General features: G+C 68.1%; 15 protein-coding genes. 9 read left to right on the top strand and 6 right to left on the bottom strand.

Going from position 1 to position 15,503, the window contains the following annotated elements:
* Positions 1-38 precede the first annotated feature (38 nt).
* From ACIOTO_RS00935 to ACIOTO_RS00920, 4 genes are all read left to right on the top strand, one after another.
* Complete coding sequence (locus ACIOTO_RS00935) at positions 39-818, top strand: isoprenyl transferase (RefSeq protein WP_029262967.1); 780 nt, start codon at positions 39-41, stop codon at positions 816-818.
* Positions 819-858: 40 nt separating this feature from the next.
* The gene (locus ACIOTO_RS00930; RefSeq protein WP_400855971.1) at positions 859-1,989 is read left to right on the top strand and encodes an aminotransferase class V-fold PLP-dependent enzyme; all 1,131 of its coding nucleotides are present in this window, start codon (positions 859-861) and stop codon (positions 1,987-1,989) included.
* A gap of 158 nt (positions 1,990-2,147) precedes the next feature.
* The gene (locus ACIOTO_RS00925; protein WP_400855969.1) at positions 2,148-3,533 is read left to right on the top strand and encodes a PhoH family protein; all 1,386 of its coding nucleotides are present in this window, start codon (positions 2,148-2,150) and stop codon (positions 3,531-3,533) included.
* A 610-nt stretch (positions 3,534-4,143) separates the two neighbouring features.
* Entirely contained in the window at positions 4,144-4,638 is a 495-nt protein-coding gene (locus tag ACIOTO_RS00920; RefSeq protein ID WP_400855968.1) for an endonuclease domain-containing protein, read from the top strand.
* A 147-nt stretch (positions 4,639-4,785) separates the two neighbouring features.
* Here the strand turns inward: ACIOTO_RS00920 and ACIOTO_RS00915 are convergent, their stop codons facing one another.
* From ACIOTO_RS00915 to xseA, 5 genes are read right to left on the bottom strand one after another with little or no spacing between them, the layout of a single operon-like run.
* The gene (locus tag ACIOTO_RS00915) at positions 4,786-6,180 is read right to left on the bottom strand and encodes a class II fumarate hydratase (protein ID WP_400855966.1); all 1,395 of its coding nucleotides are present in this window, start codon (positions 6,178-6,180) and stop codon (positions 4,786-4,788) included.
* A complete protein-coding gene (locus ACIOTO_RS00910) occupies positions 6,177-6,860 on the bottom strand; it encodes a carbonic anhydrase (RefSeq protein WP_400855964.1) in 684 nt (227 codons plus the stop codon). Before ACIOTO_RS00910 ends, ACIOTO_RS00915 begins: the two co-directional genes overlap by 4 nt.
* Positions 6,857-7,501 carry a DUF4245 family protein gene (locus tag ACIOTO_RS00905; protein ID WP_400855963.1) on the bottom strand — a complete coding sequence of 215 codons (645 nt, stop codon included), beginning with the start codon at positions 7,499-7,501 and terminating at the stop codon, positions 6,857-6,859. Before ACIOTO_RS00905 ends, ACIOTO_RS00910 begins: the two co-directional genes overlap by 4 nt.
* Positions 7,498-7,740: an exodeoxyribonuclease VII small subunit gene (locus tag ACIOTO_RS00900; protein WP_029262960.1), complete on the bottom strand. Its 243-nt coding sequence runs from the start codon at positions 7,738-7,740 to the stop codon at positions 7,498-7,500. Before ACIOTO_RS00900 ends, ACIOTO_RS00905 begins: the two co-directional genes overlap by 4 nt.
* A 36-nt stretch (positions 7,741-7,776) precedes the next feature.
* Positions 7,777-9,054 (bottom strand): exodeoxyribonuclease VII large subunit, encoded by a 1,278-nt coding sequence (xseA, locus tag ACIOTO_RS00895; RefSeq protein ID WP_029262959.1) that lies wholly within the window; start codon positions 9,052-9,054, stop codon positions 7,777-7,779.
* A gap of 64 nt (positions 9,055-9,118) precedes the next feature.
* On the opposite strand from xseA, the gene ACIOTO_RS00890 reads away from it, so the two are divergent.
* The 4 genes from ACIOTO_RS00890 (at position 9,119) to ACIOTO_RS00875 (ending at position 13,051) form a co-directional block, all read left to right on the top strand.
* On the top strand, positions 9,119-10,198 hold the full coding sequence (locus tag ACIOTO_RS00890) for a 4-hydroxy-3-methylbut-2-enyl diphosphate reductase (protein ID WP_181156177.1): 1,080 nt from the start codon (positions 9,119-9,121) through the stop codon (positions 10,196-10,198).
* Between the two features lie 2 nt (positions 10,199-10,200).
* Positions 10,201-10,992 carry an IclR family transcriptional regulator gene (locus ACIOTO_RS00885; protein ID WP_372467309.1) on the top strand — a complete coding sequence of 264 codons (792 nt, stop codon included), beginning with the start codon at positions 10,201-10,203 and terminating at the stop codon, positions 10,990-10,992.
* Between the two features lie 234 nt (positions 10,993-11,226).
* Positions 11,227-11,760 carry a DUF6264 family protein gene (locus ACIOTO_RS00880; RefSeq protein WP_029262956.1) on the top strand — a complete coding sequence of 178 codons (534 nt, stop codon included), beginning with the start codon at positions 11,227-11,229 and terminating at the stop codon, positions 11,758-11,760.
* Positions 11,761-11,785: 25 nt separating this feature from the next.
* Positions 11,786-13,051, top strand: coding sequence for a hypothetical protein (locus ACIOTO_RS00875; protein WP_400855958.1), 1,266 nt, complete (start codon positions 11,786-11,788; stop codon positions 13,049-13,051).
* 91 nt (positions 13,052-13,142) lie between these two features.
* Here ACIOTO_RS00875 and fbaA read toward each other — a convergent pair whose 3' ends face one another.
* Complete coding sequence (fbaA, locus tag ACIOTO_RS00870) at positions 13,143-14,171, bottom strand: class II fructose-bisphosphate aldolase (RefSeq protein ID WP_029262954.1); 1,029 nt, start codon at positions 14,169-14,171, stop codon at positions 13,143-13,145.
* 185 nt (positions 14,172-14,356) lie between these two features.
* Between fbaA and glpX the strand changes: the two genes are divergently transcribed.
* Complete coding sequence (gene glpX / locus ACIOTO_RS00865; protein ID WP_029262953.1) at positions 14,357-15,343, top strand: class II fructose-bisphosphatase; 987 nt, start codon at positions 14,357-14,359, stop codon at positions 15,341-15,343.
* The last annotated feature ends 160 nt before the right edge of the window (positions 15,344-15,503 follow it).

The raw sequence follows: 15,503 nt of genomic DNA, 5'->3' as shown, positions 1-15,503 counted from the left end.
CCGTGGCGAAAGCCGGGGCACGGTAGCGTAGGGAGGTGATATCACGCGAGAATCCGGTGCGAGGGCCGCTGTATCGGCTCTACACCAGTCGGCTGCGTCGCCACCTCGATCCCGCTTCCGTCCCGCATCACGTCGCGATGATGATCGACGGCAACAGGCGATGGGCGCGCCAGCTCGGGTTCGACAGCGCGGCAGAAGGCCACCGGGCCGGGGCTGCGAAGATGCGTGAGTTCCTCGGCTGGTGCGACGAGCTCGGCGTGCGCGTCGTGTCGCTGTATCTGCTCTCCAGTGACAACCTGCGAAAGCGGGACTCCGTGGAGCTCGCCGATCTCATCGAGATCATCGCCGAGCTGGCGGAGGCGCTCTCTCAGGAGGGCAACTGGCGGGTCAAGCACGTCGGACGCTCCGACATCCTGCCGCCCGAACTCGCCAGAGTGCTCGCCGACGCCGAAGCGCGCACCAAAGACCACAGCGGACTCCACGTGAATCTCGCCGTCGGCTACGGCGGCCGCAACGAGATCGTCGACGCCGTTCGCAGCATCATCACCAAGCACGAGGCATCGGGGGGCACGATGGAGGATCTCGCCGCCCACCTCACCCCGGAGATGATCGGGGAACACCTCTACACCGGGGGACAGCCGGACCCGGACCTCGTCATCCGCACGAGCGGTGAGCAGCGGTTGAGCGACTTCCTGCTCTGGCAGAGCGCTCACAGCGAGTTCTACTTCGTGGAGGCGCTCGGGCCCGATCTCCGACAGGTCGACTTCCTCCGCGCCATCCGCGACTTCGCGGATCGCGACCGACGGTTCGGTCGCTGAAGCCGGGGCGGCACGCCCGGCACCGTGCCACAATGACGCAGTGAGCACTTTCCAGGACTACGTCGACACATTCGACAACGAGTCCGGCTACCTGAACTGGGCAGCATTCGGTCCGCTGTCCCCCTCCGTGCGCGAAGAGGTCTTCGCCGATGCCGACCTTCTGGGAAGCGGGCGCCCCTCCTCCCTGTCGCTGGTCGCCGAGCGCGTCGGCCAGGCGCAGGAGCTCGTCGCGGAGCTCCTCGGCGCAGACGCCGCCGACGTCACCCTGCAGCCCTCGTCGACGCACGGACTCATGCACGCCCTGTACGGCATCTCCGGGGCGGTCATCGTGAGCACGGCGGAGTTCCCCAGCGTCAGCCTGACGATCGAGCGGGCCGCGACCGCATCGGACCGCGCCGTATCGCCCCGGTGGATCACGCCCGACGACGGACGCGTGACGCCGGAGGCAGTCGCCGAGGCGCTCGACGACGAGGTCGTCGCGCTGGCAGTGAGTCACGTCGACTTCCGCACCGGATACCGGGCCGACCTCGCCGCACTGCGTGACGTCATCGGCCCCGACCGCCTGCTCATCGTCGACGCGGTGCAGTCGTTCGGCGTGATCGACGTGGACTACGCGGCCGCCGACGTGGTCGTCGGACACGGATACAAGTGGTTGCGTGCGGGCAGGGGCAGCGCCTTCGCCTGGTTCGCGCCGCGTGCACGGGAGCGGATCGTCCCCGTGCTGTCCGGGATCACCGGAACGACGGCGACCGGACTGTTCGTCGATGAGCTGCCGGGGCCGGCGGCATCCGCGAGCGCCTACACGGTCAGCCAGCCGGACACCCTCGCTGCCGGGCGCCTCGCGATCGGCGTGCGGGACATGCGCGATGCCGGGGTCGCCGCCATCGAGGAGCGACTCGCCGAGAACGTCGACCGTGTCATCGAGATCGCCGACCGCCATGGGATCGAGGTGAGTTCGCCGCGCGAGCGCGTGGAGCGGGCCGGCATCGTCGCGCTGGCACCGGAGGAACCTGCACGCCTCGCCGCAGCGCTCGCCAACGCAGGAATCGTCGTGACTGCCCGAGGTGCTTCGGTGCGGGTCGCCCCGCACGCGGGTACGGATGCTGCCACTTTCGAGCTCCTCGACGACGCCCTGCACGCGTTCGGCAACGAGACGTTCATCAGCGCGTAACGAATCCCTGGCGTGTCGAGTTCGGGTTAATCCCCTGGGCGGTCGTACGTTCTAGGCATCGGGCAAGGCGCCCGTTCGGGTCGGCCTCAGGTTCGCGGCTCGTGACCCCCTGGTCGACTCGTTCGAATAGCCGGGATTCCCCGGGTCGGGAGTGGGTCGTGACCACACGTACAGCGCAGCAGGCCACCAGCACCGCGCAGCAGTCCACCCGTAGGACGTCGAGCCGGGCATCGTCGTCCGCCGATCCGGATCAGGATCTGCGCACCTACGTGCTCGACACCTCCGTTCTGCTGAGCGATCCGCAGGCGTTCTTCCGTTTCGCCGAGCACTCGGTCGTCGTCCCGGTCGTCGTGATCACGGAGCTGGAGGGCAAGCGCCACGACCCGGAGATCGGCTACTTCGCACGGCAGGCGCTGCGGCACCTCGACGACCTGCGCATCGAGCACGGCCGCCTGGACTTCCCGGTCGAGGTCGGGGAGGGCGGCACGCTCCGCGTCGAGCTGGCCAACACCGACTCCTCGGTGCTCCCGGCTGGCATCCGGCTCAGCGACAACGACACCCGCATCCTCTCGGTCGCGATGCACCTCGCGCAGGACGGCCAGGACGTCACGATCGTCTCGAAGGACCTGCCGATGCGCGTGAAGGCCGCATCGCTGGGACTCCGGGCCGAGGAGTACCTCGCCGAACAGGCGGTGGACTCCGGATGGACCGGCATCGCGACGCTCGACCTCTCCGGCGACGACATCAGCGACCTCTACGAGAGCGAAGTCGGCATCAGCGACCAGGCTCGGGGGATCCCGGTGAACACCGGGCTGATCATCCACTCCGAGCGCGGCTCCGCTCTCGGGCGCGTCACGGGTGACGGCGAGTTCCGCCTAGTGCGAGGGGACCGCGACATCTTCGGCATGCACGGCCGCTCGGCGGAGCAGCGGATCGCGATCGACCTGCTGCTCGACCAGGAGGTCGGCATCGTCTCCCTCGGCGGTCGTGCGGGAACCGGCAAGTCGGCGCTCGCACTGTGCGCCGGGCTCGAGGCCGTGTTGGAGCGCCAGCAGCAGAAGAAGATCATCGTGTTCCGGCCGCTGTTCGCGGTCGGCGGCCAGGAGCTCGGCTACCTGCCCGGCGACCAGGGCGAGAAGATGGGCCCCTGGGGGCAGGCGGTGTTCGACACGCTCGGCTCGGTCGTCTCCGGCAACGTCATCGAAGAGGTCGTCGAGCGCGGACTGCTCGAGGTGCTGCCGCTCACGCACATCCGTGGACGCTCTCTGCACGACGCCTTCGTGATCGTCGATGAGGCCCAGTCCCTCGAGCGGAACGTGCTGCTCACCGTGCTGAGCCGCATGGGACAGAACTCGCGGGTCATCCTCACCCACGACGTCGGTCAGCGGGACAACCTCCGCGTCGGCCGGCACGATGGGATCGCCAGTGTCATCGAGACGCTGAAGGGGCATGAGCTCTTCGGACATGTCACCCTGACCCGCTCCGAGCGCTCGGCCATCGCCGCCCTCGTCACCGAGCTCCTGGAGGGCGGAGAGCTCAGCTGACGACGCATGACGGCGACGACGGCGGATGCCACGCGGTCTGAGACCGCGGCATCCGCCGTCGTGTGCGCGGGGATCTCGCCTTCCGCCGAATGCATGAGTGGCGCCCGGATGCATGACCGTTCGGGCGCTGGACATCCTGCGTTCGTGCAATCCTCATGCATCCGGGGGCGGACCGGGTGGTCCGGGACTGCACAGCCATGGTTTGAGAAACGTGATTCCACGGATTGCACTCCGGCGTGCGAGAGCAATGGTCACGTGCATCCAGGATGAGACGATGATCGACGTCGGCTCCGTCCTCGGGCACTTCGGAGGGGTCGCGCGCGGCACCCGACTTCAGGCGTTCGGCTGCTCGCGTTCGCGGCTGGGCGTCGAGTGCAGGGCCGGACGTATCGTTCGGGTGCGGCCCTGGTTTTTCGCGTCGGGTGACGCCGCACCGGAAGTGGTCTCGGCAGCAGCGCACGGTGGCGCCCTCACGTGCGGTGGAGCTTTGCGCGCTCGAGAAGTGTGGACGCTCGAGATGCCGAAAGAGGTGCACGTGTGGATGGGTCTCGGTGGTCGACGTCATCATCCGGAGCGGTGCGGCTGCGTCGCCCACTTCACCCCAGGACGTATGGATATCGGAATCGCTCCGATCGATGTCGCGCTTCTGCACGCATTCGCCTGCTATGGCGAGGAGTTCTTCTTCGCTGCATTCGAGTCGGCATGGAACAAGCGGATGCTTACAGCCGCGGCACGCGCGAGGGTCCGGGCGGCTCTTCCTGCTTCCGCGCGCTGGCTCGTCGATCTTGCACGGCCCGATGCGGAGAGCGGCTTGGAATCGCTGGTACGGCTGAGGCTCCACCTCATCCGAGTCGAGGTGCGAACGCAGGTCGCAGTCGCAGGAGTCGGACGAGTCGACTTCGTCATCGAGGGGCGGGTGATTCTGGAAGCAGACGGTCGGGAGAACCACGACGGACCGAGTCAGCGTCACCGGGATCTCATGCGCGATGCCGCGGCATCACGCCTCGGGTTCGAGACTCTTCGCTTCGACTACGCGATGATCTTGCACACCTGGGATGTGGTTGTGGCGGCCGTGATGGCAGCACTCGGCCGTGCGCGGGTCTGACCCGCTCCATCCGCATGAGTTCTTGCCAGATGCATGAATGTTCCTGTTGGGTTCTCATGCACCCGGAACACGGTCATGCATTTGCGGACCGGAAACGACGGATGCCGCGAGGAACGAGTCATCGCGGCATCCGTCGTTTCGTGCAGGTCAGCCCGGGTGCGTCATCGACAGCAGGTCGAGCTTCTCGTCGAGCTGCTCGAGAGTGAGGTCACCGCGCTCGACGTAGCCGAGGTCGATCACGGCGTCGCGCACGGTGATGCCCTTGGCGACCGAGTGCTTGGCGATCTTCGCGGCAGCCTCGTAGCCGATGAGCTTGTTCAGCGGGGTGACGATCGACGGGCTCATGCCCGCGAAAGCGGCGGCGCGTTCGACGTTCGCCTGCAGGCCGTCGATGGTCTTGTCAGCGAGCACGCGCGAGGCGTTCGACAGCAGACGGATCGACTCGAGCACCGCCGTGCCCATCACCGGGATCGCGACGTTGAGCTCGAACGAACCGGATGCTCCGGCCCAGGCGACGGTCGCGTCGTTGCCGATCACGCGCGCGCACACCATCAGCACGGCCTCGGGGACGACCGGGTTGACCTTGCCGGGCATGATCGAGGAGCCGGGCTGGAGGTCGGGGATGTGCAGTTCGCCGAGACCCGTGTTGGGGCCGGAGCCCATCCACCGCAGGTCGTTGTTGATCTTGGTGAGCGAGACGGCGATCGTCCGCAGAGCGCCGGAGGCCTCGACCAGGCCGTCGCGGTTGGCCTGCGCCTCGAAGTGATCCTTCGCCTCGGTGATGGGCAGCTCGGTCTCGGCCGCGAGCAGCGCGATGACCTTCTGCGGGAAGCCGAGGGGCGTGTTGATGCCGGTGCCCACGGCGGTGCCGCCCAGGGGAACCTCGGCGACGCGCGGGAGGGCCGACTGCACGCGCTCGATGCCGAGGCGGATCTGACGGGCGTAGCCGCCGAACTCCTGGCCGAGGGTCACGGGCGTGGCGTCCATGAGGTGCGTGCGGCCGGACTTGACCGCGTCCTTCCACAGTTCCGCCTTCGCCTCGAGGGCCACGGCGAGGTGGTCGAGCGCGGGGATGAGTGTGTCGATGAGGGCCTGCGTCACGGCGATGTGCACCGACGTCGGGAACACGTCGTTCGAGGACTGCGAGGCGTTCACGTGGTCGTTCGGGTGCACGGCCGAACCGAGGATGCCGGTTGCGAGGGTGGCCAGCACCTCGTTCATGTTCATGTTCGACGACGTGCCGGAACCGGTCTGGTAGGTGTCGACCGGGAACTCGCCGTCGTGCGCGCCGGAGGCCACCTGGTCGGCGGCCTGGGCGATCGCGTCGGCGATGGCGCCGTCGAGCGTGCCGAGTTCCTTGTTGGCGAGCGCTGCAGCCTTCTTGATCCGGGCGAGGGCGGCGATCTGCGTCGATTCGAGGCCCTTGCCCGAGATCGGGAAGTTCTCGACGGCGCGCTGCGTCTGCGCCCCGTAGAGCGCGTTCACGGGCACCCGCACCTCACCCATGGTGTCGTGCTCGATCCGGTACTCGGTGTCGGTCATTCCGAACCCTCCTTGGTTGCGGGGTCGATCCCCTTGGTGACGTCGGTGTCGAGCCCGACCGTGATGACGGGCACCGCCTCGCCCTCGGCCAGACGGTAGTTGGCGCCGACGATGCCCAGACGGCCTTCGGCGACGGCGTTGCTGATGATCTCGGACGACTGCAGCAGGTCGCGCACGGTGTTGCGCAGATGCTCGATGCCGACGAGCTCCGAGTCGATGTCGGCGACGGTGCCGCCGCCGCTCTCTGCCAGGACCTTCCGCGCGGCGGGGACGATCGGGGCGATCAGCTTCCAGATGTGCGGCGGCAGAGGAGCGGCGTCGATCGCGGTGCCGTCGATCGCCGCGCGAACCGCGCCGCAGGAGTCATGGGCGAGCACCACGATCAGGGGCACTTCGAGCACCGCGACCGCGTACTCGAGGCTCGCGACGATCGATTCACCCATGACCTGGCCGGCGTTGCGGACGACGAACAGGTCGCCGAGGCCGAGGTCGAAGATGATCTCCGCGGCGAGACGTGAGTCCGAGCAGCCGAACAGCGTGGCGACGGGGTGCTGCGCCGCCGCCAGGTCTTTGCGTCGGAGCACATCCTGGTTCGGGTGACGCGGTTCGTCCGCGACGAAACGGCGGTTGCCCTCCTGCATCTGCTGCCAGGCTGCGGCCGGGGTCAAGGGGTGCGTCATGAGGCCTCCGAGATGTCGCGGATCTGCGGGATGAGGGATTCTGCGAGCTCCGCGGTGGAGTCTGCAGAGCGCGCGCCGTAGAGCAGGATGTAGTCGTCGCCCGCCTGAGTGCCGATGGCGTAGGTGACGTTCGCGTTGGACTCGGCGCTGCCGGGCTTGTAGACGTCCCAGTCGAGTCCGCCGATGCGCACCGTGTCCGTGGGTGCGATGCCGTTCAGTCGCTGCGGGGCCCAGGACGCGTCGGCGTCGAAGGCTTGCGCGACCTTGACGAAGCCGCGCTCGGTGTCGGATTTCGGGGCGAGCGTCACTTCCCAGACGACCGTGGCGCCACCCTGCATCTCCGCATTGTTCGCGCGCCAGAAGGTGCCGAGCTCGGGGATGAGGACGGGGCGCTCCATCGAGGACTCCACGCCTTCGGCCACGGACGCGACGTCGAGCGGCTTGCGCTCGACAGGCTCGCCCCGGGGCACGGCGAAGATGATGACGGCGACGACGGCCACTGTGACCAGCAGCGCCGCGATGAGGTTGCGGAAGGTCTGGCTGGATCGGTAGGCCTTACTCGACGCCGCCTTGCGGGCGGCGGTCTCGTCAGGCGTCTCCGGGCGTCCGAGCTCGGCGATGATCGGAGGCTGCTTGCTCATGCGTCGCCGCCAGGAGTCTCGTCGTCCGACGCGGCTGCGCGAGCGGCATCCAGACGGCGTTTCGCGCCGAGCAGCCACTCCTCGCAGCGAGCGGCCAGCGCCTCGCCGCGCTCCCAGAGGGCGAGCGAGTGCTCGAGGGTCGGAGAGCCCTGTTCAAGCTCGGCGACGACTTTCACGAGCTCGTCACGGGCTGCCTCGAACGACAGCGTCTCCACGGGGATGTCGTTCAGGGCGCTCACCCCTCCATCCTACGTCGTGCGTCGTGTCGGCCCGGCTCAGTCGTTCTCAGGGATCTCGCCCTCCGAGCGGGCAGCCACCGATCCACGATCGACCGTGATCGTCAGGGCGCTGCCTGCCGGCGCATCCGCCGCATCGCGAAGGATCACGCCGCCCTCGAGGTGCGCGATCGCATAGCCGCGAGCCAGGGTCGCCGCGGGGGAGAGCGCCCGCAGGGAGGCGCGCAGCTCGCTGGTGCGACGTCCGGCGAGGTCGAGCTGCCGGGTGAGACTGTCACGACCACGCGACAGCAGGAGCCACAGCTCCTGCGCGCGCGCGTCGATGATCGGCGCGGGGGAGCGCAGGACCGGGCGGGAGCGGAGCTGCTCGAGCTGTGCGATGTCGTGCGTGAGGCGCTGCGTGAGGCGCGACGTCGCGCGGGATCTCAGCTGCGCGATCAGAGCCCGCTGCTCTCCGACGTCGGGGACCACGCGCTTCGCCGCATCCGTCGGGGTGGATGCGCGGAGGTCGGCGACATCGTCGAGGAGGGGGTGGTCGTTCTCATGTCCGATCGCGCTGACGACGGGAGTGGTCGCCGCGGACACCGCCCGCACGAGACGCTCATCGCTGAAGCCGAGGAGCGTCTGCGGGTCACCGCCGCCGCGGGCGATGATGATGACGTCGACCTCGGGGTCCGCGTCCAATTTCGCGAGGGCCGCCAGGGTGTCGGGCACACAGCGATCACCCTGCACGGCGGCGTACTCGGTGCGGAAGCGCACCTGCGGCCAGCGCAGCTCGGCGTTGCGGTGCACGTCCTTCTCGGCGTCCGAGCGCTCGCCGGTGATCAGCCCGATGACGTGCGGGAGGAACGGCAGGCGCTTCTTCCGGGCCGGGTCGAACAGACCCTCCTGACGCAGCTGCACACGGAGCTTCTCGAGACGCTCGAGCTGATCGCCGAGCCCCACGTGCTTCATCGCGGAGACCGCGAAGCTGAAGTCTCCGGCTTTGACGAAGTAGTCGGCCTTCACCGCGACGACGACGTGATCGCCGATGCCGATGTCGGACGGGATGCGTCCGCGCACACTCGACCACACGCGGATCGAGATCTGCGCGTCCGAGCGGGTGTCCTTCAGCCGTGCGAAGACGTTGCCGGCGCGCACGTTCCAGGACGTGATCTCACCTTCGACCCAGACCGTGTTCCAGCGGGCGATGAAGTCGCGGATCGTCGCGTTGAGCCTCGTGACCGAGGTGGGGGCATCGGCTGTGGAATCGCGAGGGGCGACCGAATCGGCGGGCGGCGTCTCACCCTGGCCCGTCGTCGCTTCGAAGACTGTCATCCGCTCCCGTTCCTGACCCTGGTCTCTCCGGCCCCGCACAGCCGCGCGGCGGTAGAATCCAAGGGTGACTTCGACTGCCGTGCATCTCCCCGTCCCCCGTCTCCCACGTGTTCGTGCGGCGGCCGGACGGCTTCAGGATAACCCGGTGGCCGGACGCAAGCGGGTCCTGCTCGCCGCGCCGCGCGGATACTGCGCCGGCGTCGACCGCGCCGTCGTCGCCGTCGAGAAGGCGCTCGAACGCTACGGCGCCCCGGTCTATGTGCGCAAGCAGATCGTGCACAACATCCATGTCGTGACCGAGCTCGAGGAGAAGGGCGCGATCTTCGTCGAAGAGGTCGACGAGGTCCCCGAGGGCGCGCACGTCGTCTTCAGTGCGCACGGCGTCTCCCCGGCGGTCGTCAACGCCGCATCGGATCGTGGACTTCACGCGATCGATGCGACCTGCCCTCTGGTCACCAAGGTTCACCGCGAGGCCGTGCGATTCGCCCGCGACGACTTCGAGATCCTGCTCATCGGTCACGAGGGTCATGAAGAGGTCGAGGGGACAGCAGGCGAGGCCCCGGAGCACGTCACGGTCGTGAACTCCCCGGAAGAGGCAGACACCGTCGTCGTGAAGGACCCCAACAAGGTCGTCTGGCTCTCGCAGACCACTCTCTCGGTCGACGAGACGATGGAGACGGTGAATCGCCTCCGCACGCGCTTCCCCGAGCTGCACAACCCGCCGTCCGACGACATCTGCTACGCCACGCAGAACCGCCAGGTCGCGATCAAGAAGGTCGCGGCCGGTGCCGACCTCGTGATCGTCGTCGGCTCGTCGAACTCCTCCAACAGCGTGCGCCTCGTCGAGGTCGCGCTCGAGTACGGCGCGAAGGCCGCCTACCGCGTCGACTACGCGGAGGAGATCCAGCAGGAGTGGCTCGACGGCGTCGAGACCGTCGGCGTCACGAGTGGTGCATCCGTGCCCGAGGTACTGGTGCGCGAGGTACTGGATGCGATCGGCGACGCCGGGTACCGTGATGTCGAAGAGGTCAAGACCGCAGAGGAGGACCTCATGTTCTCCCTGCCCAAGGAGCTTCGACACGATGCTTCCGGTCAGCGTGACGATCGTGCACTCGGCGGTCGCGCCACTGGAGGAGGCGCGTAGCGTTGAGCGCCGCGGAAGCGGAGCCGACCCTCATCGGGTCGGTACAGCGCGCGCTGCGGCTGGTCGACATCGTCGCCAATTCACCTCGGCCGCTTCCGACCAAGATGCTGGCGGCGATTACGGGGCTGACACCGGGCACGACATACAATCTCGTGCGCACCCTCGTCCACGAGGGGTATCTGAACTCCGAACCCGACGGGTTGGTGCTCGGGGCCCGGTTCCCCTCGTTCCAGCAGCAGATCGACTCGCGGGGTGTCTTCCTGGCTCGAGTCCGAGCCGCCCTCCGGGACGTGACGGAGGATGTGGGGGCGACCGCGTACCTCTCCCGGTTCGCTGATGGAGAGATGCACCTGGTCGACATCGTCGACGCGGTGCGCAACCCGAGGGTGGAGCTGTGGGTCGGACTGCAGTCGAGCGCGCACGCGACGGCTTTGGGGAAGCAGATCCTGGCGGACCTGCCCGATGATGAGCGACTGGACTACCTCTCCCGACATCGCCTGGAGGAGCTCACGCCGCGCACGATCAGCGATCGCACGACACTGCTGACCCAGCTGGAGCACTCGCCCGGGTGGGCGGTGGATCATGAGGAGTATGTGATCGGCGCGACCTGTGTGGCGGTGCCGGTCATCGCCCCCGGCGTCACCGCGTCGCTCGCGATCTCGTTGCCGGCCGACCGCGCAGTGGTGGACAGCGAGCTGGTGGCGACGCTGCAGCGAACGGCCAGACGGCTCTCGCTGCAACTCGGCGCCGACAACTTCGACGCGGGTTCCGACGGCGCGGAGTTCACTATCTGAAGTCTGACCCCTGGCGCTCGGGCACACGTTTTCCTATGATCAGGTGAGTAGCGGCATGCATCAGCGCTACTGATCACCACGGGCGTCCCCAGCGCCGGTGATCAAATTGGATGAGAAGCGTCCCCAGCGCTTCACGTCCGCGGCCCCGCGAAGTCCCCACTTCTCCGGGGCCGCTATCGTTTTCACGCGCCCTCGCTGTGAATCGCCCAGGGTCGGGACGGTTAGCATGGCGGGATGACCGATCAGCGCCCGCAGTACGGCGAACTCGCCACGCCCGAGGAGCAGCGGCGAGCCGCCGGCTTGCCGCCCCTCGACGAGGTCGTCGTCGCCCCGCCGGCACCGCCGGCCGCAGGCCCGACGGTGCCCGATCCGAGCGCGAGCGCCCCGGCGGCACGTCCGCACCCGGTCGACCGCTTCGTGACCATCGCGCTGCTTGCCTACGGCCTGGTGAACATCATCATCACCGGGTTGTCGTATCTCGATCTGCCCACCGTGATGAACGAGACGATGAAGATCCTCGGCATCGAGGGGGAGTTCACGAACTTCGCCCAGGGGCGGATCTGGGGGACGATCGCGGCCATCGTGCTCGCCGTCGGATGGTCGATCACGGCGGCGCTGTCGATCCGACGTCTGCGGCGTCGACGGATCAGCTGGTGGGTGCCGATCGCGGGTGCGCTGGCGACGATGATCGTCGTGACGATCTGCATCTCGGTGCCGATGATGAACGACCCGGCGTTCGTGGCCTACCTCGCGACCGTCGGGCAGTAGCCGCGGGAGCACGTACTGTCGAAGGATGCTTCAGAACAGCTTCGGCATCCAGCTCTCCTACGCCTCCGTGGATCGTGGCGACGGCTCCGACCCTCGGCCAGCGGCCCGAGACATCCTCTCCCTGTTGCGTGTTCCCGCCGGTATGCGCGATGCGACAGCCGCGTGGGATGACCGGGAGGAGGCCGTACTCGCGATCCCGGTGACGGACGACGGCCACGTCCTGACGCTCAGCGAGGAGGACACGGTCGAGTCGACCCTGTCGACGAGCGAGCTGAAGTCAGCCTTCGAGGCGGAGGGCCTGACGCTCTGGCTGGACGTGGACGTGGACGTGGATGAGGACGAGGCGTTCGGCTTCGATCCGGTGGAGGAACTGGTCGACGAGCTCATCGACGATTCGGCCGAGGTGGGCGCCGACGAGTCGGAGGATGCCGCGATCGATTCCGCACTGTTCGCGGCTTCGGCGGTGAGGGTCTCCGCGTTCTCGCACCGCGGCCCCGGCATCGCGAGGATCCTGGCGACGGCGCGCAGAATGCCCGTCGATCACCGGGAGTCCGGCGACTGGTCGCTTCAGCAGTTCGAGACCTCGGAGCCGACCGGTGATTGGTCGACCTCCAGGGCGGAGGTGCCCGTGATCGAGCTGAATCGCGCGGACGCCGACGTGTGGTTCGAGGTGACCGCGGGCAACGGCGGTCCGGTGCCGTTCTGGACGGATGCGGAACGCGACACCCTACCCGTGCTCGACATCGACGCCATCCGTGTTCCCGAGACTGCGGAGATCTACCGTCGACTGCTCACCGAGGGTGACGGGAGCCGCGATGAGCTCCTGGAGCTGGCCGCCGCCGTCAGGCTCGACGTGGATGCCGCCCACCGCGCACTGATTCCCGAGGCATTGGGTGGTGTGATCGGTGCCGAGTCCCGCGAGCGAGCCTTCCTGGCCGCCTTCGGCGTCGCGCCGGACTTGATCGACGCCGCGTTCGGCGGGGCGACCGCACGGCCGCAACGGCGGTTCCTGCCGGTGGGGTGGTGGACCGCGGTACGGGAGACGGCGATCGCCGGGGTCGGGGAGTTCACGCCTCTCACCCGTCGGGAACGCCCGCTCGCGCGGCTCGGCGAGGCTCTCCGCCGCCGTCCCGTGGTCGGCCTCGCCCTGTCGTTCGGGGAGTTCGCCGCGGGAGCGTGGGTAACGTCTCGCGTGCGGGGAGCGGGCAGGACCCTCGGGTTGCTGCTCGTGATCGATGCGTTGATCGATGCAGCGATCTCGATCGTCCGGATCCGCCGCGGCCGAGGCTGACGGCTGCCCGGCTGGCCGACCGCGCCACGCTGCGAAATGAGAGATGCCCCAGCCGACCGGCTGGGGCATCTCTCATCGAAGTCGCGACGGATCAGCTCTTCGACTGGCCGTACGAACCGAGCTGACGGGTCGATTCGACCACGCGGGCTGCCATCGCCGACTCGGCGATCTTGCCCCAGGCGCGGGGGTCGTACTGCTTCTTGTTGCCGACCTCGCCGTCGACCTTCAGCACGCCGTCGTAGTTCTTGAACATGTAGTCGGCGATCGCACGCGTGTAGGCGTACTGCGTGTCGGTGTCGATGTTCATCTTGATGACGCCGTTCGCGACCGCGAGGGCGATCTCCTCGTCGGTCGAGCCGGAGCCACCGTGGAAGACCAGATCGAGCGGCTTGGCGCCCGTGTTGTACTTCGCTGCGACCTCGGCCTGGATCTCGCCGAGGAGTTCCGGGCGCAGCTTGACGCCACCCGGCTTGTACACGCCGTGCACGTTGCCGAACGTGAGGGCGGCGATGTAGCGACCCTGCTCGCCGAGACCAAGGGCCTGCACGGCCTGGTCGACATCCGCGAACGTCGTGTAGAGGGCGTCGTTCGAGCCCTCGTGCTGCACGCCGTCTTCTTCGCCGCCGACGACGCCGATCTCGACCTCGAGGATGGCGTTGATGTTCTTCATGCGGGGGAGAAGGTCCTTCGCGATCTCGATGTTCTCCGCGAGGGGAACCGCCGAGCCGTCCCACATGTGGGACTGGAAGATCGGGTTGCGGCCGGCCTTGACCTCGTCCTCGGAGGCTGCGATCAGCGGCTCGACGAAGCCGGCGAGGGCGTCCTTCGGGCAGTGGTCGGTGTGCAGCGCGACGGTGATCGGGTAGTTCTTGGCGACCTCGGTGGCGAAGCGGGCGAAGGCGAGAGCGCCGGTGGCGCGTGCCTTGACGGTGTGGCCGGCGAAGTAGTCGGCTCCACCCGTGGTGACCTGGATGATGCCGTCGGAGCCGGCCTCGGTCAGCCCCTGGAGGACGGAGTTGATCGTCTGCGAGCTCGAGACGTTGAATGCGGGATACGCGAAGCCGCCGGCCTTCGCGCGGTCGAGCATTTCGGCGTACTGATCCGGGGTGGCGACGGGCATGAGAACTCCTGCGATAAGGGAAGCCGGGACAGGTGCCACTCTATCGGGGCCACCGGAGTCGTATCGAAGGTCGGGCGTCCCGCTCGCACGGCAGCTCGTGCCCAGGCGTTAAGAATCGCGATTCCTTCGAGGGATGGAGGCGGAAAACCGGGCTGTTCGCTCGCGTCGATAGCTAGGCTGACCGCATGGTGAGTCTGACTGCGGATCTGAGCCCTCTTCGTCCCGACCGTAACCTCGCGATGGAGTTGGTGCGAGCGACGGAGGCTGCGGCCATCCGCGCGGTCCCTTTCATCGGTCGAGGCGCGAAGGAGGCCGCCGACGGGGCGGCCGTCGACGCGATGCGCGCGTTCCTGGGCACCGTCGACTTCCAAGGCCGCGTCGTGATCGGCGAGGGCGAGAAGGACAACGCACCCATGCTGTTCAACGGCGAGGTCGTCGGCACCGGGCGCGGACCGCTGTGCGACATCGCGGTCGATCCCATCGACGGAACCTCCCTCACCGCAGCGGGTCGGCAGAACGCGCTGTCCGTGATCGCGGTGTCCGACCGGGGCACGATGCTGGATGCCTCCACCGTCTTCTACATGGACAAGCTCGTCACGGGGCCCGCAGGCGTCGGTGTCGTCGACATCCGGCTCCCCATCGGCGAGAACATCCGCAAGCTCGCCGGTGCGCTCGACAAGCCCGTCGACGAGATCGTCGTGTCGGTACTGAACCGTCCGCGTCATGAGCAACTCATCCAGGAGATCCGCGATGCGGGCGCCGGCACCCGACTGATGAGCGACGGTGACGTCGCGGGTGGGATCAACGCCGCCCGGCATGATGCGCGCACCGACATGTGCGTCGGCGTCGGCGGCAGCCCCGAGGGCATCGTCACGGCATGCGCCATCAAGGCGCTCGGCGGACACATCCAGGGTCGTCTGTGGCCGCGTGACGACGACGAGCGTCAGCGCGGGATCGACGCCGGGCTCGACATGGACAGGGTCTACGAGGCCGACGACCTGGTGCAGGGCAACAACACGATCTTCGTCGCGACCGGTGTCACCGACGGCCAGCTCGTGGCGGGCGTCCGCCGTGAGCGGGGCTATGTGTACACGGAGAGCGTCGTGCTCCGTGGTGCTTCCGGAACCCTCCGTCGCATCGCCTCGGAGCACCTCGTCTCGAAGTGGCTCTGATTCACAGGCCCCTCTGAGGGCGCGTTTCTCCCGGCCGACGACGACGGCATCGTTATCGAGCCGGTATAGGGCCGGGGTGGCGTGAGCCACGCTTTCCGGAGCGCCGTGTCACAATTGTCACTGGGTTTGTCGCCGTGGACGGAGCCGTCAGGCACCGCAG

This window comes from Microbacterium sp. NPDC087592 (genome assembly GCF_044743585.1).
Classification (GTDB): domain Bacteria; phylum Actinomycetota; class Actinomycetes; order Actinomycetales; family Microbacteriaceae; genus Microbacterium.
Note: the sequence above shows the minus strand (reverse complement) of the source record. Positions and strands in the feature narration are given on the sequence as shown.